Here is a 24418-nt window from a genome sequence, read left to right on the forward strand (position 1 = left end):
TTTGCATCAGAAGCGCCAGATCACGTCGACAAAGGCGCGATGCATGTACGAATCGACCTCTTTGCCGTAAGCGTCGCCTGGCTTGAACACGCCGCCACGAAAGCGCACCAGCGCCGACGGCTCATCAATGGACTGACTCAGCGCGGCGGGCAGCAGGCCTTGCTTGAAGTACTTGGTGACGACCAGGTCGACTTCCTGGCCCAGGTCCTTGTTACCGTCGCGCAGTGGCAGGGACGAGGTGGACAGGATCGCGCCGGTCACGTCGTCGGTGTTGTTTTCCACAGCGTTGATGCCGTTGCTGCCCACCGGCTTGTTGCCGTCCACGCGCCAGAACTTGTGGTACACAAGGCTGGCGTCGTATTCGTCACGCAACTGCCAGGAACCGAACAGGCTGGCGCTCTGGGTGTTGGCCATTTCGCCACGGAACGCTTCGCCGAAACGATGGACCCGCGAGCGCGTGCCGGTGAAGTTCGAGCGGTTGCTTTGCAGGCCGTTCTGTTCGTAGTCCTCGCTGGCGCGGGCATAGGCCGCACCGACTTGCCATTGCGGGTCCAGGCGCAGGCGGATACCCAAATCAGTGGCCCAGCCGTCCACGTCATCGCTGTGCTTGGCTTCTGTTGGGCGCGTGCCGTCGGCGTTGAGCGGGTTGACGGTGTCACGGTCGCCGGTCATGCCGGTGAGGCTGGCCCAGTAGTTGACCGTGTTGGTGTTGCGCCAGTTGTAGGCGTCGCTGTTGGCTTCCAGGCCCAGCCAGGTCAAGTCACCGTTCTCGGTCTTGTCCAGGGTGTCGGTGGCTTCGCCCGGGGTCGGGTAATCGAGGCTGCCATTGTCATGGGAGTGGTGGGCACGGATCCCGGCCCACTGGCCTGGCATCCACTGGTAGCCCACGTCGCCAAAGACGTGCAGGCGGTCCTTGTCCTGGGGGGACAATTCCTTGAGGTCGGTGCGGTATTCGCTGAACCGTTCGGCCACGCCGAGGTTGGCCCGCAGCAAGGTGGTGTCGAAGGTCCAGTTCAGGGCTTCGATGTTGGTGTCGCGCCATTGGCCGTCGTCATTGCGCAGGCGCTGGCGACCGAACTTCAATTGCTCGCCCGGGTAGGGGGTCAGGCCACGGTAGCCGATCCAGAACTCGCGCATGGCCAGGTAGCTTTTCTTGGCTTCGCGATCGCCGCTGTCGGTTTGCTGGGTGCTGTCATCGGACTGTTGCAGGGTGTCGGTCTCGATGATGTCGCTGGACGTCACGGCCTGGGCCATGGCGTAGGCGCTCCAGGCGCCGCTTTCGCTTTCACCGTAGACCCAGGGACGCAGGTCCAGGCCGACACCGTTGACGTCGCCACCGCTCTGGGTGCCGAGGTCGCGGTCGTCTTCGGACTGGCCAGTGATTTTCACTTCCAGGCCGAAATTCTTGGTGTCAGTCAGGGCCGCCAGGCTCGGGCTGGACCACAACAGGGCAAACGACAGGCCAATACCAGCCTGCACAAAAGGATTGAGCTTCAAAAGCTTCATAGAGGTTCCTCGCCGTCATCTTCTTTTAGGGCTTGCAGTTCCAGCGTATCGGGGCTCATCGAGCCGCGAATGGCCTGCTCTTGTTGTAGCAGGCGTTGCGCTTGTGCAAGTTGCTGCGGCGGTAATTGTGCTTCGAGGGTCTGGGCAAGCTCGGTGGCTTGCGGGGTGTTCTGCGCCTTGGCCAACTGGCTGAACACATAGGCGTTGACCGGGTTGGGCTTGGTGCCCTTGCCCTGGGAGAACAGCTGGGCAATGGCGTAGTCGGCGCTGTTCTGGCCGTTGCGGGCGGCCTTGAGCAGGTGGTCCAGGGCTTTTTGCGAGTAGACCTGGCCCAGGTAACCGCGGCGATAGATCTGGCCGAGGTAGTAGTCGGCGGCCACTTCGCGGCCAACGGCTTTCTGGAAATGCGCCTCGGCGACCTTGGCATCGGCCGGGACCCACTTGCCTTCGTAGTAAAGCTTGCCCAGCAACAGTTCGGCACGCGACTGGTCGGCGGCGCGGCCGTTTTCCAGGTACTGCATCATCTTGTCGACGTCACCCAGTTCCGGGAAGTCGTAGAGCAGTTGCGCCAGGCTGACCCAGGCAGCGGGGTAGCCCGGGGCGATGCCTTCGAGCAACGACTGGGCGGTTTTTTCATCGGGCTTGCCCAGGCTGGCATCGGCCAGGACACGGGCGACGCTGTCCACGCGCTGGGCGGACACGACGCCACGGGCGTGGCCATCCTGCATCTGCTTGAGCAACGCGGCCTGCTGTTCCGGTTGGCCGCGTTTCTGATAGACCGTGGCCAGTTCGACGTAGCAGATGTCGGTGGTCGCCAGCGCGGCCTTGCAGACCTTCTCGACTTCGTCCAGGTGCTGGTCGTAGGTACCCTGGGTGCGGTAGAGCAGAATCTGCGCCAGGCCCGCTTCCGGGTAGCCGGCGCTGCGCCATTGGCTGATCTGCTGCTGGGCGTTGACGTTCGGGAAGCTGTGGGGATATTGCAGGTACAGCATCGCCAGCGGGATCAGGGTGTTGCCTTCACCATTGGCGAAGGCTTTCTTCAACAGGCCTTCGGCTTCGTGTTTTTCCGCTTCGGTGGAACCGGGCTTGGCTACCAGCAGGCGACCCAGGCGAGCCTGGGCCCGTGGCGAGATATCGGCCGCGGCGCGGTAAGTCGCCTCGGCTTTTTTCATCTGCTCGGGGTCGTGGCTGTCCACCTGGATGTCGGCCAAGCCGACCTGGGCTTCGCTGTAGCCCAGGTCTGCCAGTTGCTGATAGTTCTGCTGCGCCAGCGCCGTGTCGCCGCGCTTGAGGGCTTCGTTGGCCAGGCGTTGATCGGGCAGGCCGGCGCAACCGGCCAGGCTGACGGCCAATGCCAGGGCGCACAGTGTTCCCATATGGGAACGAGTTAGCGGCATCTCATCCTGACCGCGTGGATCCTTTCGCGAGCAAGCTCGCTCCCACAGGGTCTGTGGGCTGTTCAGGATTTTTATAATGGTCACGGGCATATCCTCGACTTAAATACCGACGGCCATGGCTTTGTCGATCAGCCAGTTCAGGTTCGGGCCACGGTCGCTGGTGACTTCTACCGGACGGCCGGCCAGCGAGCTGTCCAGGGGTTCGTCAGGCTGGATCAGGACACGGATATCGGAGGACAGGTCAGCACTTTTCAGGCTGGTGCTGCTGACGATCTTGCCGGTACGGGTGGTGTCTTCGCCGGCGACCTGGAAGCTGACCGCAGTGCCTGGGCGCACGTCGCCGAACTGGCGATAGGAGAAACGCGCTTCGACGTTGGCTTCGGTGCCCCGTGGGACCAGTTGGAAGATCACGTCGCCCTTGCTGGCGTACTGACCATCGGACACCAACTGCTGGGTCACGATGCAGTCGCACGGAGACGTCAGGGTGCCGGTCATTTGCTTGCCGAACAGTTCCTCGACCTTGGCCGGCTGCAACTGGTTGTCGTCCAGGTGACCTTTGAGCACGTCGAGCATGCTGGTGCTGAAGGTCGCCAGCGGGGCGCCCTTGGCGGCCACGCCGTCGGCCTTGACCAGGCTCTGCACGGTGCCGTCACGCGGCATGGTGATGGCCATGCCCGGTACGTTCACCAGGCCTGCCTGGGCGTGGCTGACGAAGTACATGCCGTACACCGACTTGAAGATGAAACCGAACGCCGTCAGGCCAACGAGGAAGATCCCCAGGCTGAAGGTCACGGCGCGCAGGCGACCGAAGGCGCTCATGCCACCGTTTTCGTCTTTCTGCTTGCGGGCCTTGGTGAAGTTATCGCGCTGCAGGGTCGCCAGCACATCGCCGACACCGACGATGTCGCCGGCCAGGTGCGAGGTGATGATGTGACGCAGTGTCGAGATGTCCCGAGGCTCCAGGTTCTGGAACTGGCAACCGGTGCGGCCGGTCTGGCGGTCGTAGGAACGGATCTGCAATTCCACGTCCATGGCCAGGCCAAGGTTGTCGATGACGAATTGCAGGCGACCCTTGTAGGACTCCCCGGTCTTGAGGGGCATCTGGCCGGCATTGAAGCTCAGGCCGCCGGCGGACAGGTCCAGAACCTTGACTTCCATCGGCGTACGGTCAGGGCCGAAGAAGCGCAGCTTGGCCGGGATTTTGACCCTGGCGTGTTGGCGCTGGGCTTCGGATTCATGCACTACGTTGACATTCACGGCGGTGTTCATAGGGGCGATTTCCTAGTTAATTCATTCAAGTCCGGTCAGACCATCGTCAGCAGCACGGCGACAAAAATGCTGCCGGCGGAGAAGGTCATGGTCCGAGACGACCAAGTGTTGAACCAACGTTGAAAGCTGGCGAGATCACGGGTCAGGTGGGTGGGCTGGCGGGTCCAGGACTGTTGATCGAGGCGGAAGAACACGTAGATCTTCACCAGGGCACCGACGATCTGGTTGTAATAGAGAATCGCCGGGTAGGCTGGGCCGATCCGGTGTCCGGAGCACGACAGCAACAGGGTCAGCAGCAACCGCGTGATGCCGATCCACAGCAGGTACACCAGGATGAACGCGGTGCCGTACTTGAAGCTGGCGATCAGGGCCACGGTCAGGCCCAGCAGCGAGGTCCACATCGACACGCGCTGGTCGAACAGCACCACCGAGGTGAACAGACCCAGACGCTTCATGCCCAGGCCAAGTGCCCGGGAGTTCTGCCGCAGGTTGTTGCCGTACCAGCGGAACATCAGCTTGCGACTGGCCTTGATGAAGCTCTTCTCCGGCGGATGCTCGACGGTGTTGATCGCCGCATCGGGCACGTAGAAGGTGTCGTAGCCCAGGCGCATCAGGCTGAACCAGCTCGATTTGTCATCGCCGGTCAGGAACTTGAAGCGGCCCAGGCGCCAGTGTTGCAGCGAGTCGCTTTCCACGTCGGCGATGAAGTCCGGGTTGGTGACCACGGTGGCGCGGAACACCGACATGCGGCCGGTCATGGTCAGCACGCGCTTGGACAAGGCCATGGAGCACATGTTGATGTGCCGTTGGGCGAAGCGCAGTTTGTGCCATTCGCTCATGATGTAGCCGCCGCGCACTTCGCAGAACTCGTTGGTGGTCAGGCCGCCGACGTTGCCGAACAGCTGGAACCACGGCACGGTCTTGCGCACGACGCCTTCGGCGAGCACGGTGTCGCCGTCGATCACCGCCACCACGGCGCGGTCGTCCGGCAAGTGGCGGGAGATGGCGCGGAAACCGAAGGCCAGGCCGTCACGCTTGCCGGTGCCAGGGATACGCACGAAGTCCAGCTTGACCCGCGCTGGTGGGTTCATGCGGGCCCAGAGGCTCTTGACCAGCAGTTCGTCGGACATTTCCACGATGGAGCAGACCACGGTGGTGGGCAGCCCGCATTCGATGGCCTCGCGAATCACCGAGCCATACACCTGGGCGGTGGTCAGCGCATCGATCCGGAAGCTGGTGACCATCAGGTACACGTGGGACGGATCCGCCGCCTTGCCCAGCTTGCGTACCTTGCGGCGCAGGTGCGGGTAGACGATGTACAGGAAGATCATGCCGCGCACGAAATGCGTTGCTCCCATGGAGTAACGCCAGATGCCCACGGCGCCGATCAGGAAGATGAAGTCCTTGGAATCGGAGTCGAACGTGGACGTAGGCAGCGCCATGGCGATGCCCATCAATAAACTCAAGTAAAACAGCCAACCGGCGGCCTGAAGCAGGCCGTGCTTTAGCCTGTGCATAATCTGCATCCGTCTCTATCTCGGGCGGGCCTTGTGGGCGGCCCGATGGGTTAAGGCAGGCGAAAGGCCGGCCGGGGCGTGCCCCGGCCGGCAAACAGACTTACCAGCAGATGCCTTCGGTCCGGCCACTCGCGGAGGTGGCCTTGGACATGAAGCCGACCAGGTCGATGACCTGCTTGCCTTCCGGTACGTTCTCGGTCAGCGCGCGGAACTTCTCGTCGCGGTTGCCCAGGATGATGATGTCGGAGCTGTCGATCACCGAGTCGAAGTCGGCGTTGAGCAAGGACGAGACGTGAGGAATCTTCGACTCGATGTAGTCCTTGTTCGCACCGTGGACACGGGCGTATTCGACGTTGCTGTCGTAGATCTTCAGGTCGAAACCCTTGCCGATCAGCATTTCCGCCAGCTCTACCAGCGGGCTTTCACGCAGGTCGTCGGTACCTGCCTTGAAGCTCAGGCCCAGCAGGGCGACTTTGCGCTTGTCGTGGCTGGAAACGATGTCGAAGGCGTTCTGCACCTGGGATTCGTTGCTGCGCATCAGCGAGTTGAGCAGCGGCGCTTCCACGTCCAGGGAGCCGGCGCGGTAGGTCAGGGCGCGAACGTCCTTGGGCAGGCACGAGCCGCCGAAGGCAAAGCCTGGGCGCATGTAGTACTGGGACAGGTTCAGAGTCTTGTCCTGGCAGACCACATCCATCACTTCACGACCATCGACGCCGACGGCCTTGGCGATGTTGCCGATCTCGTTGGCGAAGGTCACCTTGGTGGCATGCCACACGTTGCAGGTGTACTTGATCATCTCGGCGACGGCGATGTCCTTGCGGATGATCGGCGCATCGAGCTCTTCGTACAGCGACTGCAGAACGTCACCGGAGGCGGTGTCGAACTCACCAATAACGGTCATCGGCGGTTGATCGTAGTCTTTGATCGCGGTGCTTTCGCGCAGGAACTCAGGGTTTACTGCGACACCGAAATCGACGCCGGCTTTCTTGCCGGAGCAGTCTTCCAGGATCGGGATGACAACGTTTGCCACGGTGCCCGGCAATACGGTGCTGCGCACTACGATGGTGTGGCGGGTGGTCTTGTCACGCAGGACAAAACCGATCTCGCGGCACACGGCCTCGATGTAGTTCAGTTCCAGGTCGCCGTTCTTTTTGCTCGGTGTACCGACGCAAATCATCGACAAGTCAGTATCGCGAATGGCTTCGGCGAAGTTGGTCGTGCCGCGCAGTCGGCCTGTTTGAATGCCTTGCGCCAACAGCTCACCAAGACCCGGTTCAACGATTGGCGATTTGCCGGCGTTGATCATGTCGATTTTGTCTTTGGCGACATCTACGCCAACTACATCATGGCCCCGTGCAGACAGGCAACCGGCACATACTGCACCGACGTAACCCAAACCAAATATGCTAATGCGCATCGCATTTACCTCTGTTTTCATGCCATTAAATGGCCGGAGTTAATAGTGTTCAGCGGTCATCGAGCACTCGGAAGTGTGGAATGCAGGCGCCACAGTGCCGTGTGCAGGCATACTAAGTTCCGAGTGTCTAAATAAATGCACTCAAGTTGTGCGCAATGTGGCCTAGTTGTTATGACCTGCCCTGTTATGCAGCCAGTCCCTGTAAATCAAGAACGCTCGTGCAAAAAGTCTCTCACCTCTGATCCCTGGCAAAAGCCCACAAAATCAGAAGCTTGTGTGCTCGGGTGAGCACGTTATAGGGGCGCAGCCTTGGCCTTGTAGGGGATAGCAATGGTGCGTTATCTCCCATCCTTTTAAGGGTGGATCCAATTAGACGACCGTTTCGCTAAGTTGACGTGACAACTTGGTTAATCCGTTCGATGTCCTTTGTAAGTTATCTCGTACACGCTCGCCGAGAATCGTTACGGATGGTATGAGCCATGCAATTTCACATAGTTCCGATCCGCTCATCGCGATTTTCGAAATTTTTCGAAATATTATCGAAGATGGCACTGACCTCAATATGATGGCACTTACCGTTTCGGCCTTTATTAATGGGGAGTTAGCAGGGGTAGATAGTTTTGTGCCACTACTGATGAAAAAAATCGGTGCCACTACGCAAAAAACTGACGAGTGTCGAGTGAAAGAAAAGTTAGCGCAGGGGTGGTGCGATTTATTGGCGCCATGAAACTGGCGAAGTGGGCGAGGAACTAAGATGACAAATAGGCAGATGATCGAAGCCCCCGATCAGGGGGCGGTATAAGGTCATGCTTTATTCGGGGGCGTGATCACGCAGGAAAACCAGTTTGTCCCGGCTCGACTGTTGGGCGTTGAAGCGGTAGCCCTGTACATCGAATTGGCTGAGTGCCGCAGGGTCGTTGATCCGTTCCTGAATCACGAAACGACTCATCAGGCCCCGGGCTTTCTTGGCGTAGAAGCTGATGATTTTGTACTGGCCATTTTTCAGGTCGCGGAATTCGGTATCGATGACGCGCGCTTTCAGTGCGCTGCGCTTGACCGCCGAGAAGTATTCATTGGAAGCCAGGTTCAGCAGCACATCATCGCCCTGGTCGGCGAGGGCTTCGTTCAGCCATTCGCTGATGCGCGTGCCCCAGAAGGCATAAAGGTCCTTGCCCCGGGCATTGGCCAGCTTCGTGCCCATTTCCAGGCGATAGGGTTGCATCAGGTCCAATGGGCGCAGCAGGCCATAGAGGCCAGAGAGCATGCGCAGGTGCTGTTGGGCGTAGTCGAAATCGGCGTCGCCAAAACTTTGCGCATCGAGGCCTGTGTACACGTCGCCCTTGAAGGCCAGCAGCGCCTGCTTGGCGTTGGCCTGGGTAAATGCCGGTGTCCAGCTGCCGAATCGCGCGGCATTGAGGCCGCCGATCTTGTCGGAGACGTGCATCAGCTCGCTGATCTGTGCCGGCGAGAGTTCACGCAACTGTTCGATCAGCTCCTGGGAGTGATCCAGGTACTGCGGTTGGGTAAAGCGCTCGGTGGCCGGCGGTGTTTCGTAATCGAGGGTCTTGGCGGGGGAAATCACCATCAGCATGAAGTCGTCTCCTTTAAGGTGCGGCGATTCTAGGGGGTTGGCCGGGTGGACTCCAGCTATTGGGGTGATAGGTGATCGGTGGTGGTGCTTTTGTGGCGAGGGAGCTGTGGGAGCAAAGTCTGTGGGAGCAAAGCTTGCTCGCGATGAACGATGACGCAATCTTGCAGATGGACCTTGTCGCCTGCATCGCGAGCAAGCTTTGCTCCCACAGGTCTGCTCTCCAAGTCCGCTGACCATAAGGGTATTGGGTCAGGATCGGCTATGATGCCGCGCGGGTTTCGTTATGGAGACATCCCTTTTGCGTATCGCTCTTCTGTTATCGGCCTGGCTGTTGAGCCTGGGCGCCATTGCTGCGCCCAACGACGTCGCCACCCTGGATCGCAGCACCTGGCCGGAACAACTCACCAGCCCGACGCTGTTCGACGTGGCCTCGCGGGCCGAGATCCTGATGTTCGCCCGGGCCCTGCTGGACGTCGATGCCATGGACGAAATCGCGCTCAAGCAGTACTTGGGGCTGCGCACGGTCAATATGGTTGCGATCGACGCGCTTCGCGCCCGGCTGTGGCAGCGGTTGCTGGCCAACTACAACTTTGCCCAGCGCAGCTGCGACCAGGACGCTTCCTTCTGTTACCTGGTCGAGGACATGGCGACCCTGCGCGAAGAGGCGCGCAGGTTCCATCTGGATGACAACTCCTACTACATCAAGTGGGCCGCGCCGAGCCAGATCTTTCATACCCAATACCGCGATGAACTGCTGCGTAAAGCTGCGCTTTTTCCGCAAACCAGTAGCGAAATCGCACGTTTCGGCGATTACGAGCGCAACGGCGAGGAGATGAACGACCGGATGTTCCTGCTGACCTTCGACAGCGCCGCCAACGTTGTGCCGGACAATACCCCGTGGCTGACCGAATACCTGCGCAAGGCGAACATGAACGGCACCTTCTTCGTGCTGGGCAAGGACATCCAGGCGCGGCTGGAAGACCGCTCGGTCAACAACCTGCAGGCGTTGTATTCGCAACAGTGCGTGGGTGTACAGGGCTGGGAGTTTCGTTCCCACAGCCATTGGCAGGACTGGCAAGACTCGGTCCGGCGCAGTGTCGAGCTGGTCAAGGGCAAGCTGCCAGAGAATTACGTGCCGCTGTTCCGTCCGCCCCAAGGTCAGCGTCGTGGCGATGCGCAAGCGTTCTTCCGCCAGCAAGGCTTGCAAGTGGCGCTGTGGGACATCGACTCCCAGGACAGCAACAATCGGCTCAAGCCTGAGCAAAGCGCCCAGCGAGTGCTGACCCTGATGCTGCTGTGGCGCCACGGGGTGATCAATTTCAATGCCAAGCAGGATGGGGTGAAAACGGCGATGCCCTGGCTCATGACGCAGACGGCGCAAAGCGGGATCGGTTGGGCAGACTGTCAGGAAGCGTTTCGCTGAAACCTGTAAAGGCCCGGAAACATTGGGGAAGGCGGAAAAACCGGTACACATTCATGACAACCGGACTTCCGACTTTAACGGCGTAATGGCAGTACGCCAAGGGTTATTCGTCACTCTGAAAAATAAACTTCAAAAAAACGTCAAAGTGCTTTTTCCTGTCATGGTTTTTGGAGTATCAAGAAGACAGACCGCCGAAACCTGCAACACAGGTGGCGTCTTCCAAGACCCAGATTGTGTGCAGTTCACCTGAATCCTCGCGGGTGAATTCGGTGGCTACCTCGAGGCGCAGCACTGTCACGGTATTGCGTCGAATGGCCCCCACATAGGTGACCGAGTATGGATGACCACGGACGTAGCCCTTCCTCCAACCAGCCAATCCTCTATGTACTCGATACCAACGTATTGATCCACGATCCAAACGCGCTCCTGAACTTCGAAGAACATCACGTTGCCATCCCGATGACGGTGCTTGAGGAGCTGGACAAGCTCAAGAGCGGACACCACAGCGTTGCGGCCGAATGCCGGCAGGCGATCCGCCTGATCGACAAGACCCTGGGTGATGCCTCCCCGGAAGACGTTGAGCTCGGCGTGCCGATCCAGCGCGGCAAAAGTGGTCCCAAGGGCCTGCTTTCGATCCTGATGAGCAAGCGCACCGAACCCAACCTGGTGCTGCCTGAACACCTGAACGACAACATCATCATCAACCAGTTGATCGACCTGCACGCGCGCACCAAGGACCAGGCCGTGGTGCTGGTGACCAAAGACATCAACATGCGCCTCAAGGCCCGCGCCTGCGGGATCGCGGCGGAGGACTACAGCACCGACCAACTGGTCGACGACGTCTCGCTGTTGCCCAACGGCTACCACAACATGACCGGCTCCTTCTGGGACCGTGTGAGCAAGGTCGAGACCCGCCAGGACCACGGCCGCACCTGGCACCAGGTGCAACTGATCGACAACCTGCCGGCCGTGCACATCAACGAGTTCATCATCGACGAACAAGGCTTCGTCGGCTGGATCAAGGAAATCCAGGTCGACAAGCTGCTGATCCTCGACTTGCACCAGGAACCTTTGCTGCATCAGGAAGCCTGGGGTCTCAAACCTCGTGACATCTACCAGAGCCTGGCGTTGTTCGCCTTGCTCGACCCGGATATCCACCTGGTCAACCTGTCCGGCGCCGCCGGTTCCGGCAAGACCATCCTGGCCCTGGCCGCTGCCATCGAGCAGACCATGGTCAGCAAACGCTACCGGCGCATCATCGCCACCCGCAGCGTGCAGGGCCTGGACCAGGAAATCGGTTTCCTGCCCGGTACCGAAGCGGAGAAAATGGAGCCATGGCTGGGGGCGATCACCGACAACCTCGAAGCCTTGCACATGGATGACGAAAGCACCCATGGCAGCGTCGACTACATCCTCAGCAAAGTGCCGTTGCAGTTCAAATCCCTCAACTACATTCGTGGACGTAGCTTCCAGCAGAGCCTGATCCTGATCGACGAATGCCAGAACCTGACCCCGCACCAGATGAAAACCATCATCACCCGTGCCGGTGCCGGTTCCAAAGTGGTGTGCCTGGGTAACCTGGCGCAGATCGACACCCCTTACCTGTCCGCGACCAGCTCCGGGCTGACCTACCTGACCGAACGTTTCAAGGACTTCCCCAACGGGGTCCACATCACCCTGCAGGGCGTACCGCGCTCGATCCTGGCCGAATACGCCGAATCCCACCTGTAACCCCAGACAAACCGGGCGACCCTATGGTCGCCCGGTTTTTCATGCCTGACACATAACCCCTGTGGGAGCGGGCTTGCTCGCGAAGGCGGTGTATCAGTTGACATATATGCTGCCTGACACGCCCCCTTCGCGAGCAAGCCCGCTCCCACAGGTAAATGCGGTGTTTTGCAAATTGCAGGTGCGACAATCAGCCCTGCCGGAATCTGACCCACAGGTTTACAATCGACACTCCCGATCAGGAGTATCCCTGTGCTGACTCATCTCGATTCCCAAGGTCGCGCCAACATGGTCGACGTGACCGACAAGGCCGTGACGTTCCGTGAAGCCACGGCCGAGGCCTTTGTGCGCATGCTGCCCGACACGCTGCAGATGATCGTCAGCGGCGGTCACCCCAAGGGCGATGTGTTCGCCGTCGCGCGCATTGCCGGCATCCAGGCTGCCAAGAAAACCAGCGACCTGATTCCGCTCTGCCACCCGCTGCTGCTCACCAGCGTCAAGGTCGAGCTCAATGCCGAAGGCGAGGACCGGGTGCGCATCGTTGCCCGCTGCAAACTGTCGGGGCAGACCGGCGTGGAAATGGAGGCCCTCACCGCCGCCAGCGTCGCCGCGCTGACCATTTACGACATGTGCAAGGCCGTCGACCGTGGCATGACCATCGAAGGCGTGCGGGTGCTGGAAAAACTCGGCGGCAAGAGCGGCCATTTCCAGGCGGATGCGTCATGAAAATCAACGTGAAGTTCTTTGCCCGTTACCGTGAAGCGCTTGGCGTGGATTCGGTAAAGGTGGAAGGTGATTTCGCCACGGTCGACGATGTGCGCGTGCTGCTTGCCGAGCGTGACGGTGCCGAGGTGCTGAAGGAACAAAACCTGATGTGCGCGCGCAACGAAGATCTGTGCCAGCTCGACGAACCGCTGACGGACGGCGACGAAGTGGCGTTTTTCCCCACCGTGACCGGAGGCTGAACCATGGCGATTCGTGTGCAGGTCGAACCGTTCGACGCAGGGGGCGAAGTCAACGCGATGCATGCGGCTAATGTCGGCGTGGGGGCGGTGGTGAGTTTTGTCGGCTACGTGCGTGACTTCAATGATGGCCTCGATGTGTCCGGGATGTTCCTGGAGCATTATCCGGGCATGACCGAAAAAGCCCTGGGCAAGATTGCCACCGAGGCCGAGCAGCGCTGGCCGTTGCTCAAGCTGGAGGTGCTGCACCGCATCGGTGCCCTGGAGCCGGGCGAGCCGATCGTCTTCGTCGGTGCCGCCAGTGCCCATCGCCAGGCGGCGTTCGACGCCTGCGCCTTTGTCATGGACTACCTCAAGACCCGAGCGCCGTTCTGGAAGAAGGAAAACACCGTCGACGGCCCGCGCTGGGTCGAAGGGCGGGACAGTGATCATGCGGCGGCGGATCGCTGGAAGCAGTAAGCAGCAAGCAAACTGTTGTTTTTTCGCAGTCCATAAGTCCGTCTTCGCGAGCAAGCCCGCTCCCACAGGGAATTTGTGTTGTACACAGCATGTGTGTTCGGCACAGATCCTTGTGGGAGCGGGCTTGCTCGCGAAGGGGCCAGCAGCCTCCCATCACATTCCCCTGTTTCTCCAATTGACGATGTGTACATTAAAGTCCAGTATGGATTTATAAGTACATATAAAGTCATTGCCCCACCTTTCTCTGCCAAACCAACAACAACCCGCGAGAGATCGATCATGAAGAAACTTCCCCTCATCACCGGCCTGGCCTTGAGCCTGTTGGCCTCCAGCAGTCTGTTCGCCGCTGAGAAAACCTTGCGCATCGGCATCGAGGCGGCTTATCCGCCGTTTGCTTCCAAGACCTCGGAAGGGAAGATCGAGGGGTTCGACTACGACATCGGCAATGCCCTGTGCGCGCAGATGCAGGTCAAGTGCGAGTGGATCGAAGGCGAGTTCGACGGGCTGATTCCGTCGCTCAAGGTGAAGAAGATCGATCTGGCGCTGTCGTCCATGACCATCACCGAAGAGCGCAAGAAGTCGGTGGATTTCACCCACAAGTACTACTTCACCTCATCGCGCCTGGTCATGAAGGAAGGGGCGGTGGTCGATGACCAGTACGCCAGCCTCAAGGGCAAGACCGTTGGTGTGCAACGGGCCACCACCACGGACCGCTTCGCCACTGAAGTCTTCGAACCCAAGGGCGTGACGGTCAAGCGCTACAGCAACAACGAAGAAATCTACATGGACCTGGCGTCCGGTCGCCTCGACGCGATTTTCGCCGACACCATCCCGCTGGAAGACTTCCTGTCGATGCCTCGTGGCAAGGGCTACGCGTTTGTCGGCCCTGAGCTCAAGGACCCCAAATACGTCGGCGAAGGCGCCGGTATCGCGGTGCGCAAAGGCAATACCCAACTGGTGGCGGACTTGAACAAGGCCATCGATGGGATTCGGGCCAATGGGGAGTATCAGAAGATCCAGGGCAAGTATTTCAAGTCGGATATCTACGGCGACTGAAACATCGCCTTCGCGAGCAAGCCCGCTCCCACATTGGATCTTCGTCGGACATAAATCTTGTGTTCAGCGCAAATCCCTTGTGGGAGCGGGCTTGCTCGCGAAGGCGTCAGGCCAGGCAACAAGAATCTTAGCCCTTCAACTCCTTCAAATGCTTGTACACCGTCGCCCGCCCCATGTTCAGCACATTGGCCACATAGTTGGACGCGCTCTTGCCCTTGAACGCGCCTTCGGCATGCAGCGCCAGCACCAGCTCGCGTTTGTGGTCGCGGGTCAGCAGGTTCAGGCTCAGCTGACGCTCGCGCATCCAGGCATGCAGGAAGGTGTTGATTCGCTCCTGCCAGTCATCGCGAAACAGTGAATCCGGCTGAGGAATCAACTTGCCGGGCGACAGGAACAGATCCAATGCGGCCTTGGCATTCTCGAACAGCGAAATATTCAGGTTGATGCACAGCACCGCCAGCGGATGCCCGTTGGCGTCGCGCAGTACGCTGCTGAGGCTGCGAATCTTCTGTCCGTCCCAGTTCAGCTTTTCGTAGGGCCCGATGTTACGTTCGCTGACGTCCTCGCTGAGCATGTCCTCCAGGGACGAGTCATCGCCAATCTCGCGCTTGGACAGGTTATTGGCGATGTAATCGACTTTCTGGGTGCGCAGGTCGTGCAGCACCACTTCGGCGTGAGGGTAGAACAGCGTGGCGATAGCGTCGGCGATGGTGCGGAAGTTGTCCAGCACCGGATCGGGTGGCGAGGCAGTCATGACAGGGCTCCAGGCAGCGTCAGCGCCCCGTGAAACAGGGGCGCGGGGGAGTGTGCCGCAATCGCGGCGATGCGTCACCTCAAGGTGGCTCAGCCCAGGCGCTCGGGTGACAGCATGGCGATGCTCAGGCCGAAACGGGCCAGGGCCTCGGGCAGCGGTTCACCACGCACCAGTGCCGCGCTGGCCTGGCCCATGGCCGGCGAGGTCTGGATGCCGTAGCCGCCCTGGGCCGCGACCCAGAACAGTCCGGGCACCTGTGGATCGAAGCCGGACAGCAAATCACCGTCGGGCACGAAACTGCGCAAGCCGGCCCAGGTGCGGGTCGGGCGGCGGATGGTCAGGGTGGTGGCTTCTTCGATCTGGTAGATGCCCATGGCAATGTCGAGTTCTTCGGGCTGCACGTCGTGAGGTTCCACCGGGTCGGCGTTGGCCGGCGAGCCGAGGAACATGCCAGCGTCGGGCTTCATATAGAAGGATTCGTCCAGGCTCACCAGCATCGGCCAGTCATGGATATCCACGCCCTCGGGCCCGGCAAAAATGAACGCGGCACGCCGCTTGGGCTGCAACCCCAACTTTCGAGCGCCGGCCATTTCGGCAATGTGATCGGCCCATGCGCCGGCTGCGTTGATCAGAACCGGTGCGGTGAACGTCTGGTTGGCGGTTTTCACCTGCCACAGCCCCTGATCATCGCGGCTCAATTGCTGCACTTCGCTGTCGGTGTGCACTTCACCGCCACTGCGACGAATACCGCGCAGGTAGCCTTGGTGCAGTGCATCGGTGTCAATGTCGCAGGCCGTGGGGTCGTAGATCGCCCCGTGGACCTTGTCCCGTCGCAGGATCGGCAGCCGCACACAGGCCTCGTCGGCGCTGAGCAGTTGCATCTGCGGCACGGTGGCCTTGGCGCTGAGGTACTGGTTGTTCAACTCGGCCGGGTCACCGGTGAAGTCCACGGTCATTTCGCCCCGTGGGGTCAGCAAGGGGTGTTCGCAGAAACCGGCCGGCGGGGCGTCGAAAAAATCCCGGCTGGCCTGGGTCAGCGCCCGCACCTGTGGGGTGCCGTAGGCGGCGGTATACAACGCCGCCGAGCGTCCGGTGGAGTGGTAGGCCGGATGGGATTCGCGTTCGAGCACAATCACCCGGCCGTGGGGGGCGAGCCAGTAACCGGTGGATGCACCGGCAATGCCGCCGCCGATGATGATGAAGTCTGCTGAGGTCATGAAGCTCTCCTGTCGAGCACATTGCCGGACGTTCGCGGAACCTGTGGGAGCGGGCTTGCTCGCGAAGGCGGCAGCACATTCAACATTGATGTGGCAGACGCACCGCTTTCGCGAGCAAGCCCGCTCCCACAGGGAATCGAGTTGTGTCAGTGGTGGTGCAACCGGTAAAGCGCATTCGCCAGCGCAACGTCTTCCAGCCCCAGGCCGATGGAGCGGAAGAACACATGACGTCCATAGCTTGGGCGCGCCACCCGTTCGCTGAGCAGGTCGGGTAAATCGCCGACAATGCGCGACGCGTCCCAGCCATGCAGTTCGCCGGCAATCAGCATCTCACCGGCCGAGCCCGGGGTGGTCTGACGATAGTCGCAGAACACGTCCATGTCGTTGAGGCTTTGAGGGGGGACTTCATGGGCGCGTGGGGCGTTGGTGCTGATGGAGGTGATCAGCGCCGGTTTGCCCAGGGTCTGCGGGTCGAGTACCGCTTTGGCGGACGAGGTGCAGAGCATCACCACGTCGGCGTCATGCAGCGCGGCTTCAAGGGAGTCGGCGATGTGCAGGCGTGGGTCCAGGCCGGTGATGGAGGCAAGTGCTTGCGCCGACTTGGTCTTCAGACCTGGCGAATAGAGGCTGATACCTTGCCAGTCCCGCAGGCCCTTGACGTACTGCACGTGCGCCTGGGCCACCGCACCGCTGCCGATGACCGCCAGGCGCCGGGCGTTGTGCGGGGCGAGGGCATCGACGGCAACAGCCGTGGTGGCAGCGGTGCGGGCGGTGGTCAACTCGGCGGCATCGCACAACAGCAGCGGCTGGCCGGTCTGCATCGACATCAGCAAGGTCCAGGCGGTCACCAGCGGGCCTTGCTCGCGCACGATATAGGGCGAGGTCTTGACTCCGTAGACCTGGTCTCCAGCCAGCACGCCGAGGTAGTTGATGAAGTCCCCGGCGCCCTGGGGAAACACCACCAGTTGCTGGGGCGGCTGCACCGCTTGCCCGGCGGCGAGGTCGCGGAACAGCTTGCGCAGGATGTGCGGTACGTCGATTTGCCCGAGCAGTTCTCGGGCCTGGGCTTGGGTCATCACATAGGGCGTGCTGGACATGGGGGGCTCCGGGAAGCTGCTTGTAAACTAATTTGTCCATTATGGACTTTTAGTTTAATCGAGCAATATCCAAGGCAAAAAAAAGCGCAGCCTGTTTTGGCTGCGCTGATCGTTCCCACGCTCTGCGTGGGAACGCCTCGATGGACGCTCTGCGTCCGTCTCGATGCTAAGGGCGCTTGCGCTCGACCGGTCGCAACAGGTGGGTCGGGGGCATTTCGCAACTGATCTTGCGGCCCAGCAACGTTTCGATCGACGGCAACTGGTAGGAATCATCTTCGCCAGCGAAGCTGATTGAAACCCCGGCGGCCCCGGCGCGACCGGTACGGCCGATGCGGTGCACGTAGTCGTCCGGCACTTCCGGCAGGGTGAAGTTGATCACGTGACTGATGCCGTCGATGTGGATGCCGCGACCGGCCACGTCAGTGGCGACCAATACGCGGATCTTGCCTTCGCGGAAGCCTTCGAGGGTCTTGATGCGCTTGTGCTGCGGCACGTCGCCCGAGAGCTGGGCCGCGTTGACGCCATCGCGCACCAGGCGTTCTTCGATACGCCGCACTTCATCCTTGCGGTTGGCGAACACCATCACCCGTTCCCAACCGTTGTCGTTGACCAGGTTGTAGAGCAGCTTGTACTTGTCGGCACCGGCCACGGCATAGATGTGCTGCTCGACGTTTTCGCTGGCGACGTTTAGCGCCTCGATCTCGACGATGGACGGATCGGTGGTCCATTGCTTGGCCAGGTTCATCACGTCTTCGGTGAAGGTGGCGGAGAACAGCAGGGTCTGGCGTTCGCTTTTCGGTGGGGTCTGGCGAATGATCTGGCGCACTTGCGGGATGAAGCCCATGTCGAGCATGCGGTCGGCTTCGTCCAGCACCATCACTTCGACCATGTCCAGGTGCACGTCGCCGCGCTGGTTGAAGTCCAGCAGGCGGCCCGGGGTGGCGACCAGGATGTCGCAGTGGCGGGCTTCGAGATGCTTGAGCTGCTTGTCGAAGTCCATGCCGCCCACGAACGTCATGACGTTCAGGCCGGTGTACTTGGTCAGGTCGGCGGCATCCTTGGCGATCTGCACCACCAGCTCGCGGGTCGGCGCGATGATCAGCGCCCGTGGCTCGCCCATGTAGCGTTCCTTGGGCGGCGGGGTCTGGAGCAACTGGGTGATGATGGAGATCAGAAACGCGGCGGTCTTGCCGGTGCCGGTCTGGGCGCGACCGATGGCGTCTTTGCCCGCGAGGGTGAAGCCCAGCACCTGCGCCTGGATCGGCGTGCAATACGGGAACCCCAGGTCCTGGATGGCATGCATCAGTTCCGGGGCGAGCTTGAAGTCGTGGAAGCGGGTCTTGCCTTCCTGGGGTTCTACGACGAAGTCCTCGAGCTTCCAGGCGACGACCGGCGGTTTCGGTGCGCGCTCGCGGCGTGGCTTGGGGGCTTCGTTGCGTGGTTTCTCGGGCGCGGGGGCCGTAACAGGCTGGGCGACGGGTTCTTTTGTTGCCTGTGCAACAGGTGCCGCCCGGCGCGGTTGTTGCGCATCGGTATGGCTCGGGCCGTGAGTCGGCGCTGTGGAACCAGGCGCGAGTTGCTCGGCCTCGCTTTTACCGAACATCTTCTTGAGTGCTTTGAGCACGGTCATCTCATCGATTGGTTAAGGAATGTACGCCGGCCAGTGTAATGCAAGAAACGGGCGCGGCGTAGTGTGATCGTCAAAGGACCGGCGTGGCGATCGGCCTCTTAGCGTAACCGCTCGGCCAGCCAGGTGCCGATGTCGCGAATCTCCTCGGGTAACACTTCGTGGCCCATTGGGTATTCTTGCCATGTCACGGTGACACCATGCTGCTTTAAATACTCTTTCGCGGTCCGGCCCATGGGGTTGAGTACCACTTCGTCGTATTGCCCGTGCAGCGCCAGCACCGGAATGCGTTGCTGGCTGGCTGACAATTGCAGCTCATCGCTGAAAGTCGGTGCATAAGTAGACAGCGCGATCACGCCGCCCAGCGGGCCCTGCCATTTCACGAATGCCGTGTGATAGACCACCGCGCCGCCTTGGGAGAAGCCCGCCAGGAAAATCCGCGAGGCGTCTATTCCGCTGGCTCGCTGGGTTTCGACCAGGTCGATGACCCGTTGTGCCGAGGCTTCGAGTTGCTGTTCGTCAATGGCCCGCGCCGGGCTCAAGGCACGGATGTCGTACCAACTGGGCATGGCGTAGCCGCCGTTGATCGTTACCGGCTGGGTCGGTGCCTGGGGTAGAACGAAACGTGTGGTGAGCAGGCTTTGCTGCAACATTTCGGCGACCGGCAGGAAATCAAAACGATCGGCGCCCAGGCCGTGGAGCCAGATAACGCACGCGTCGGCAGTGCTGCTGGGCTCGAGAATCAGGGGGTCGGTCATGGCTGTGCTCCAAATCTGTGCGGGTGCGCTCAATCAGTGCGTGATTACAGTGCGTTCCCGGTGTCTCAGTTAATTAGATGTCGCAAAGTTGAAAGTTTTTGTCTTGACGAGTTTTACATGGCCTAAGCGCAGCGGTCTGGTACGGGCTTTGCTATGGGTGTACCTGAGTGATGATTCTTACGCTGTGCGGTAACACTATCAGTTCGCCGCGCCGCATGGGATATCAGAAATCCGGTGATGAATGTTCGCCAACAGCCGTTACGGGCATCGCGAACGTGAAGGGCTACAGCCCGTTCGGCCGATTGGTGAGAGATGGGCATGACCACTGTTTACGGACATCCTCATTATTAGACTCATAGCGAAGGTCCAGACGTCGGTTGACCCTAAAAAAAGCCAACAAGGGTCGACAATGCCCCAAAAGGGTGCGATAGGACTCGAGCTCCGACACAACAAGAGCAAAACTGGAGGTTTGAATGAAGTTACTGAAATCCACCCTGGCAGTCGTGACTGCAGCTGCAGTACTCGGTGTCAGCGGGTTCGCTCAGGCGGGTGCAACCCTGGATGCCGTGCAGAAGAAAGGTTTTGTGCAATGTGGTGTGAGTGATGGCCTGCCGGGTTTCTCGGTGCCTGATTCGACCGGCAAGATCGTCGGCATCGACGCTGACTTCTGCCGTGCCGTTGCCGCTGCGGTATTCGGCGATGCGACCAAGGTCAAGTTCAGCCAGTTGAACGCCAAGGAGCGCTTCACCGCGCTGCAGTCGGGCGAAATCGACATGCTGTCGCGCAACTCCACCATGACCAGCTCCCGTGATGCGGGCATGGGCCTGAAGTTCCCTGGCTTCATCACCTACTATGACGGCATCGGTTTCCTGGCTAACAGCAAATTGGGCGTCAAGAGCGCCAAGGAACTGGACGGTGCGACTATCTGCATCCAGGCCGGTACCACTACCGAGCTGAACGTGTCCGACTACTTCCGCGCCAATGGCCTGAAGTACACCCCGATCACTTTCGACACCTCCGATGAAAGCGCCAAGTCGCTGGAATCCGGCCGTTGCGACGTGCTGACCTCCGACAAGTCCCAACTGTTCGCCCAGCGCAGCAAGCTGGCGTCGCCGAAGGACTATGTGGTTCTGCCGGAAACCATCTCCAAGGAGCCACTGGGCCCGGTCGTGCGTAATGGCGACGACGAGTGGCTGGCCGTTGTGCGTTGGACCGGCTACGCCATGCTCAATGCTGAAGAAGCCGGCATCACTTCGAAAAACGTCGAGGCTGAAGCCAAGGCTACCAAGAACCCAGACGTTGCTCGTATGCTCGGTGCTGACGGCGAGTACGGCAAGGACTTGAAGCTGCCGAAGGACTGGGTCGTGCAGATCGTCAAGCAAGTCGGCAACTACGGCGAAATGTTCGAGCGCAACCTCGGCAAGGACACCCCGCTGCAGATCGATCGCGGTCTGAACGCGCTGTGGAACGCAGGCGGCATCCAATACGCACCACCAGTGCGCTGATGGTTCTATCACCCGGTGGGCCAACCACCGGGTGATGTTCTGTTCCATTCTTTGCGGGGCACTTCATGCAAAATTCAATCGGCGCACCTAAGCAGAGGCTCAGCCTCAGCGATCCACGAGTGCGTGCGTGGGTATTTCAGATCGTCACCATCGTGGCGGTTATTTCGCTGGGCTGGTTTCTGTTCGATAACACGCAGACCAACCTGGAACACCGGGGCATCACTTCCGGTTTCGGCTTTCTGGAGCGCAGCGCCGGGTTCGGCATCGCCCAACACCTGATCGACTACACCGAAGCGGACAGCTATGCCCGCGTCTTTGTCATCGGTTTGCTCAATACCCTCCTGGTGACCTTCATTGGCGTGATTCTGGCGACCATCCTGGGGTTCATCATCGGCGTCGCACGCTTGTCGAAGAACTGGATCATCTCCAAGCTGGCGACCGTCTATGTGGAGGTTTTCCGTAACATTCCACCGCTGTTGCAAATCCTGTTCTGGTACTTCGCCGTATTCCTGACGATGCCGGGACCACGGGCTGCCCACAATTTCGGTGACACCTTCTTCGTCAGCAGTCGCGGCCTCAACATACCGGCGGCGCTGGTAGCGGAAGGGTTCTGGCCGTTCGTGGCCAGTGTCGTGCTGGCGATCGTCGCCATCGTGCTGATGACCCGCTGGGCCAACAAGCGTTTCGAAGCGACCGGCGAGCCGTTCCACAAATTCTGGGTGGGCCTGGCGCTGTTCCTGGTGATCCCGGCACTGTGCGCCGCGATCTTCGGTGCGCCTGTGCATTGGGAAATGCCGGAACTCAAGGGTTTCAACTTCGTCGGTGGCTGGGTATTGATCCCGGAGCTGCTGGCCTTGACCCTGGCCTTGACCGTGTACACCGCGGCGTTCATCGCCGAGATCGTGCGCTCGGGCATCAAGTCCGTGAGCCATGGCCAGACCGAGGCGGCCCACTCGCTGGGCCTGCGCAACGGTCCGACCCTGCGCAAGGTGATCATCCCGCAAGCCTTGCGCGTGATCATCCCGCCGTTGACCAGCCAATACCTGAACCTGGCGAAAAACTCGTCCCTGGCCGCCGGTATCGGTTACCCGGAAATGGTTTCGCTGTTTGCCGGCACGGTGTTGAACCAGACCGGTCAGGCCATCGAGGTGATCGCGATCACCATGAGTGTGTACCTGGCGATCAGTATCAGCATTTCCTTGCTGATGAACTGGTACAACAAGCGCATTGCGCTGATCGAGCGGTGAGGAAAAGCGCATGACATCCCATACTTTCAAACCTGATATGCCGCCACCGAGCAAAGTGTTCGGGCCGGTGGCATGGATGCGCGCGAACATGTTCTCCAGCTGGCTCAACACCTTGCTGACATTGTTCGCGTTCTACCTGATCTACCTGATAGTTCCACCGATCATCGGTTGGGCGATCCTCGATGCCAACTGGGTCGGCACCACCCAGGCCGACTGCACCAAGGAGGGCGCCTGCTGGGTGTTCATCCAACAGCGTTTCGGCCAGTTCATGTACGGCTATTACCCGACGGGCCTGCGCTGGCGCGTAGACCTGACCGTGTGGGCGGCAGTGCTTGGTGTGGCGCCGCTGTTCATCTCGCGCTTCCCGCGCAAGGCGATCTACGGCCTCAGCTTCCTGGTGCTTTACCCGATCATTGCCTGGTGCCTGCTGCACGGTGGCGTTTTCGGTCTGGATACCGTAGCGACCAGCCAGTGGGGCGGCCTGATGCTGACGTTGGTGATTGCCACCGTCGGTATCGTCGGCGCATTGCCGCTGGGTATCGTCCTGGCCCTGGGCCGGCGCTCGAACATGCCGGCGATCCGTGTAGTCTGCGTGACCTTCATCGAGTTCTGGCGCGGTGTGCCGTTGATCACGGTGCTGTTCATGTCGTCGGTGATGCTGCCGCTGTTCTTGCCCGAAGGCATGAACTTCGACAAGCTGCTGCGCGCACTGATCGGGGTGATCCTGTTCCAGTCGGCCTACGTGGCCGAAGTGGTGCGCGGCGGCCTGCAAGCCATTCCCAAGGGCCAGTACGAAGCGGCCGCGGCGATGGGCCTGGGTTACTGGCGCAGCATGGGCCTGGTGATTCTGCCGCAAGCCCTGAAGCTGGTGATCCCGGGTATCGTCAACACCTTCATTGCGTTGTTCAAGGACACGAGCCTGGTGATCATCATCGGCCTGTTCGACCTGCTCAACAGCGTGAAACAAGCTGCCGCCGACCCGAAATGGCTGGGCATGGCCACTGAAGGCTATGTGTTCGCCGCCCTGGTGTTCTGGATTTTCTGTTTTGGTATGTCCCGCTATTCCATGCATTTGGAACGCAAGCTGGACACTGGCCACAAGCGTTAGGAGCGTAGTTTATGAGTGAAGCGATCAAACAGCCTGTGAGCCCTGAAGGCATTATTCAGATGCAGGGCGTCAACAAGTGGTACGGCCAGTTCCACGTGTTGAAAGACATCAACCTGAACGTCAAGCAGGGCGAGCGTATCGTGCTGTGCGGCCCGTCGGGCTCCGGCAAGTCCACCACCATCCGCTGCCTCAACCGTCTGGAAGAGCACCAGCAGGGTCGCATCGTGGTCGACGGCGTGGAACTGACCAACGACCTCAAGCAGATCGAAGCGATCCGCCGTGAAGTCGGCATGGTGTTCCAGCACTTCAACCTGTTCCCGCACCTGACCATCCTGCAGAACTGCACCCTGGCGCCGATGTGGGTACGCAAGATGCCCAAGCGCAAGGCCGAGGAAATCGCCATGCATTACCTGGAGCGCGTACGCATTCCAGAGCAGGCGCACAAGTACCCGGGCCAGCTCTCCGGCGGTCAGCAACAGCGTGTGGCCATCGCCCGTGCCCTGTGCATGAAGCCGAAAATCATGCTGTTCGACGAGCCGACCTCGGCCCTCGACCCGGAAATGGTGAAAGAAGTGCTGGACACCATGATCGGCTTGGCCGAAGACGGCATGACCATGCTCTGCGTGACCCACGAAATGGGCTTCGCCCGCACCGTGGCCAACCGCGTGATCTTCATGGACAAGGGTGAAATCGTCGAACAGGCTGCGCCGAACGACTTCTTCGATAACCCGCAGAATGATCGTACCAAGCTGTTCCTGAGCCAGATCCTGCATTGATCCG

General features: G+C 60.4%; 22 protein-coding genes and 1 pseudogene. 12 read left to right on the forward strand and 11 right to left on the reverse strand.

Annotated features, from left to right (window positions below; genetic code table 11):
- Nucleotides 1-6: 6 nt before the first annotated feature.
- The 5 genes from CFII68_RS15630 to CFII68_RS15610 form a co-directional block, all read right to left on the reverse strand.
- Entirely contained in the window at nt 7-1506 is a 1500-nt protein-coding gene (locus tag CFII68_RS15630) for an alginate export family protein (protein ID WP_077505786.1), read from the reverse strand.
- Entirely contained in the window at nt 1503-2987 is a 1485-nt protein-coding gene (algK, locus tag CFII68_RS15625) for an alginate biosynthesis TPR repeat lipoprotein AlgK (RefSeq protein ID WP_050585393.1), read from the reverse strand. Before algK ends, CFII68_RS15630 begins: the two co-directional genes overlap by 4 nt.
- Before the next feature lie 15 nt (nt 2988-3002).
- Nucleotides 3003-4172: an alginate biosynthesis protein Alg44 gene (locus CFII68_RS15620; RefSeq protein ID WP_018606147.1), complete on the reverse strand. Its 1170-nt coding sequence runs from the start codon at nt 4170-4172 to the stop codon at nt 3003-3005.
- Between the two features lie 35 nt (nt 4173-4207).
- Entirely contained in the window at nt 4208-5689 is a 1482-nt protein-coding gene (gene alg8 / locus CFII68_RS15615) for a mannuronan synthase (RefSeq protein WP_018606149.1), read from the reverse strand.
- A 100-nt stretch (nt 5690-5789) separates the two neighbouring features.
- Nucleotides 5790-7106 carry a nucleotide sugar dehydrogenase gene (locus CFII68_RS15610; RefSeq protein WP_018606151.1) on the reverse strand — a complete coding sequence of 439 codons (1317 nt, stop codon included), beginning with the start codon at nt 7104-7106 and terminating at the stop codon, nt 5790-5792.
- 472 nt (nt 7107-7578) lie between these two features.
- On the opposite strand from CFII68_RS15610, the gene CFII68_RS15605 reads away from it, so the two are divergent.
- The gene (locus CFII68_RS15605) at nt 7579-7833 is read left to right on the forward strand and encodes a hypothetical protein (protein ID WP_018606152.1); all 255 of its coding nucleotides are present in this window, start codon (nt 7579-7581) and stop codon (nt 7831-7833) included.
- Nucleotides 7834-7917: 84 nt separating this feature from the next.
- Here the strand turns inward: CFII68_RS15605 and yaaA are convergent, their stop codons facing one another.
- On the reverse strand, nt 7918-8697 hold the full coding sequence (yaaA, locus tag CFII68_RS15600; RefSeq protein ID WP_018606154.1) for a peroxide stress protein YaaA: 780 nt from the start codon (nt 8695-8697) through the stop codon (nt 7918-7920).
- 298 nt (nt 8698-8995) lie between these two features.
- Between yaaA and CFII68_RS15595 the strand changes: the two genes are divergently transcribed.
- The 7 genes and pseudogenes from CFII68_RS15595 to CFII68_RS15570 all read left to right on the forward strand — a co-directional run bounded on the left by CFII68_RS15595 (nt 8996) and on the right by CFII68_RS15570 (nt 14325).
- A complete protein-coding gene (locus CFII68_RS15595) occupies nt 8996-10120 on the forward strand; it encodes a polysaccharide deacetylase family protein (protein ID WP_018606158.1) in 1125 nt (374 codons plus the stop codon).
- 336 nt (nt 10121-10456) lie between these two features.
- On the forward strand, nt 10457-11851 hold the full coding sequence (locus CFII68_RS15590; RefSeq protein WP_018606162.1) for a PhoH family protein: 1395 nt from the start codon (nt 10457-10459) through the stop codon (nt 11849-11851).
- Between the two features lie 52 nt (nt 11852-11903).
- Nucleotides 11904-12008 (forward strand): annotated as a pseudogene (locus CFII68_RS28195) (metal ABC transporter ATP-binding protein); the annotation flags it as partial.
- Between the two features lie 92 nt (nt 12009-12100).
- A complete protein-coding gene (moaC, locus tag CFII68_RS15585) occupies nt 12101-12574 on the forward strand; it encodes a cyclic pyranopterin monophosphate synthase MoaC (protein ID WP_003205311.1) in 474 nt (157 codons plus the stop codon).
- The gene (locus tag CFII68_RS15580) at nt 12571-12813 is read left to right on the forward strand and encodes a MoaD family protein (RefSeq protein WP_018606164.1); all 243 of its coding nucleotides are present in this window, start codon (nt 12571-12573) and stop codon (nt 12811-12813) included. The genes moaC and CFII68_RS15580 overlap by 4 nt, the downstream gene beginning before the upstream one ends.
- Before the next feature lie 3 nt (nt 12814-12816).
- Entirely contained in the window at nt 12817-13269 is a 453-nt protein-coding gene (gene moaE / locus CFII68_RS15575; protein WP_003205309.1) for a molybdopterin synthase catalytic subunit MoaE, read from the forward strand.
- A 279-nt stretch (nt 13270-13548) separates the two neighbouring features.
- Nucleotides 13549-14325 (forward strand): ABC transporter substrate-binding protein, encoded by a 777-nt coding sequence (locus CFII68_RS15570; protein WP_018606168.1) that lies wholly within the window; start codon nt 13549-13551, stop codon nt 14323-14325.
- 127 nt (nt 14326-14452) lie between these two features.
- Here the strand turns inward: CFII68_RS15570 and CFII68_RS15565 are convergent, their stop codons facing one another.
- From CFII68_RS15565 to CFII68_RS15545, 5 genes are all read right to left on the reverse strand, one after another.
- Nucleotides 14453-15079 (reverse strand): transcriptional regulator, encoded by a 627-nt coding sequence (locus CFII68_RS15565; protein ID WP_018606170.1) that lies wholly within the window; start codon nt 15077-15079, stop codon nt 14453-14455.
- Between the two features lie 89 nt (nt 15080-15168).
- A complete protein-coding gene (locus CFII68_RS15560; RefSeq protein WP_018606172.1) occupies nt 15169-16296 on the reverse strand; it encodes an FAD-binding oxidoreductase in 1128 nt (375 codons plus the stop codon).
- A gap of 146 nt (nt 16297-16442) precedes the next feature.
- Nucleotides 16443-17393: an ornithine cyclodeaminase family protein gene (locus CFII68_RS15555; protein WP_018606174.1), complete on the reverse strand. Its 951-nt coding sequence runs from the start codon at nt 17391-17393 to the stop codon at nt 16443-16445.
- Between the two features lie 166 nt (nt 17394-17559).
- A complete protein-coding gene (gene rhlB / locus CFII68_RS15550; protein ID WP_018606176.1) occupies nt 17560-19023 on the reverse strand; it encodes an ATP-dependent RNA helicase RhlB in 1464 nt (487 codons plus the stop codon).
- 98 nt (nt 19024-19121) lie between these two features.
- Entirely contained in the window at nt 19122-19778 is a 657-nt protein-coding gene (locus CFII68_RS15545; RefSeq protein ID WP_018606178.1) for an alpha/beta hydrolase, read from the reverse strand.
- Nucleotides 19779-20251: 473 nt separating this feature from the next.
- Between CFII68_RS15545 and CFII68_RS15540 the strand changes: the two genes are divergently transcribed.
- The 4 genes from CFII68_RS15540 to CFII68_RS15525 all read left to right on the forward strand — a co-directional run bounded on the left by CFII68_RS15540 (nt 20252) and on the right by CFII68_RS15525 (nt 24414).
- Entirely contained in the window at nt 20252-21283 is a 1032-nt protein-coding gene (locus tag CFII68_RS15540; protein ID WP_018606179.1) for an amino acid ABC transporter substrate-binding protein, read from the forward strand.
- A 65-nt stretch (nt 21284-21348) separates the two neighbouring features.
- Nucleotides 21349-22530 (forward strand): amino acid ABC transporter permease, encoded by a 1182-nt coding sequence (locus CFII68_RS15535; protein WP_018606181.1) that lies wholly within the window; start codon nt 21349-21351, stop codon nt 22528-22530.
- A gap of 10 nt (nt 22531-22540) precedes the next feature.
- The gene (locus CFII68_RS15530; protein WP_018606184.1) at nt 22541-23638 is read left to right on the forward strand and encodes an amino acid ABC transporter permease; all 1098 of its coding nucleotides are present in this window, start codon (nt 22541-22543) and stop codon (nt 23636-23638) included.
- 11 nt (nt 23639-23649) lie between these two features.
- Nucleotides 23650-24414, forward strand: coding sequence for an amino acid ABC transporter ATP-binding protein (locus CFII68_RS15525; protein ID WP_003178331.1), 765 nt, complete (start codon nt 23650-23652; stop codon nt 24412-24414).
- Nucleotides 24415-24418 lie beyond the last annotated feature (4 nt).

It is taken from the genome of Pseudomonas sp. CFII68, from assembly GCF_000416195.1.
Taxonomy (GTDB): Bacteria; Pseudomonadota; Gammaproteobacteria; order Pseudomonadales; family Pseudomonadaceae; genus Aquipseudomonas; species Aquipseudomonas kilonensis.

Coding starts and splice junctions, on each gene's coding strand:
- CFII68_RS15620 (WP_018606147.1), bottom strand. CDS start 4,172: ATGAACACCGCCGTGAATGTCAACGTAGTGCATGAATCCGAAGCCCAG.
- CFII68_RS15555 (WP_018606174.1), bottom strand. CDS start 17,393: ATGTCCAGCACGCCCTATGTGATGACCCAAGCCCAGGCCCGAGAACTG.
- CFII68_RS15560 (WP_018606172.1), bottom strand. CDS start 16,296: ATGACCTCAGCAGACTTCATCATCATCGGCGGCGGCATTGCCGGTGCA.
- CFII68_RS15570 (WP_018606168.1), top strand. CDS start 13,549: ATGAAGAAACTTCCCCTCATCACCGGCCTGGCCTTGAGCCTGTTGGCC.
- CFII68_RS15535 (WP_018606181.1), top strand. CDS start 21,349: ATGCAAAATTCAATCGGCGCACCTAAGCAGAGGCTCAGCCTCAGCGAT.
- alg8 (WP_018606149.1), bottom strand. CDS start 5,689: ATGCACAGGCTAAAGCACGGCCTGCTTCAGGCCGCCGGTTGGCTGTTT.
- CFII68_RS15580 (WP_018606164.1), top strand. CDS start 12,571: ATGAAAATCAACGTGAAGTTCTTTGCCCGTTACCGTGAAGCGCTTGGC.
- CFII68_RS15540 (WP_018606179.1), top strand. CDS start 20,252: ATGAAGTTACTGAAATCCACCCTGGCAGTCGTGACTGCAGCTGCAGTA.
- CFII68_RS15590 (WP_018606162.1), top strand. CDS start 10,457: ATGGATGACCACGGACGTAGCCCTTCCTCCAACCAGCCAATCCTCTAT.
- CFII68_RS15545 (WP_018606178.1), bottom strand. CDS start 19,778: ATGACCGACCCCCTGATTCTCGAGCCCAGCAGCACTGCCGACGCGTGC.
- rhlB (WP_018606176.1), bottom strand. CDS start 19,023: ATGACCGTGCTCAAAGCACTCAAGAAGATGTTCGGTAAAAGCGAGGCC.
- CFII68_RS15630 (WP_077505786.1), bottom strand. CDS start 1,506: ATGAAGCTTTTGAAGCTCAATCCTTTTGTGCAGGCTGGTATTGGCCTG.
- CFII68_RS15605 (WP_018606152.1), top strand. CDS start 7,579: ATGAGCCATGCAATTTCACATAGTTCCGATCCGCTCATCGCGATTTTC.
- CFII68_RS15525 (WP_003178331.1), top strand. CDS start 23,650: ATGAGTGAAGCGATCAAACAGCCTGTGAGCCCTGAAGGCATTATTCAG.
- CFII68_RS15610 (WP_018606151.1), bottom strand. CDS start 7,106: ATGCGCATTAGCATATTTGGTTTGGGTTACGTCGGTGCAGTATGTGCC.
- yaaA (WP_018606154.1), bottom strand. CDS start 8,697: ATGCTGATGGTGATTTCCCCCGCCAAGACCCTCGATTACGAAACACCG.
- CFII68_RS15565 (WP_018606170.1), bottom strand. CDS start 15,079: ATGACTGCCTCGCCACCCGATCCGGTGCTGGACAACTTCCGCACCATC.
- CFII68_RS15530 (WP_018606184.1), top strand. CDS start 22,541: ATGACATCCCATACTTTCAAACCTGATATGCCGCCACCGAGCAAAGTG.
- moaE (WP_003205309.1), top strand. CDS start 12,817: ATGGCGATTCGTGTGCAGGTCGAACCGTTCGACGCAGGGGGCGAAGTC.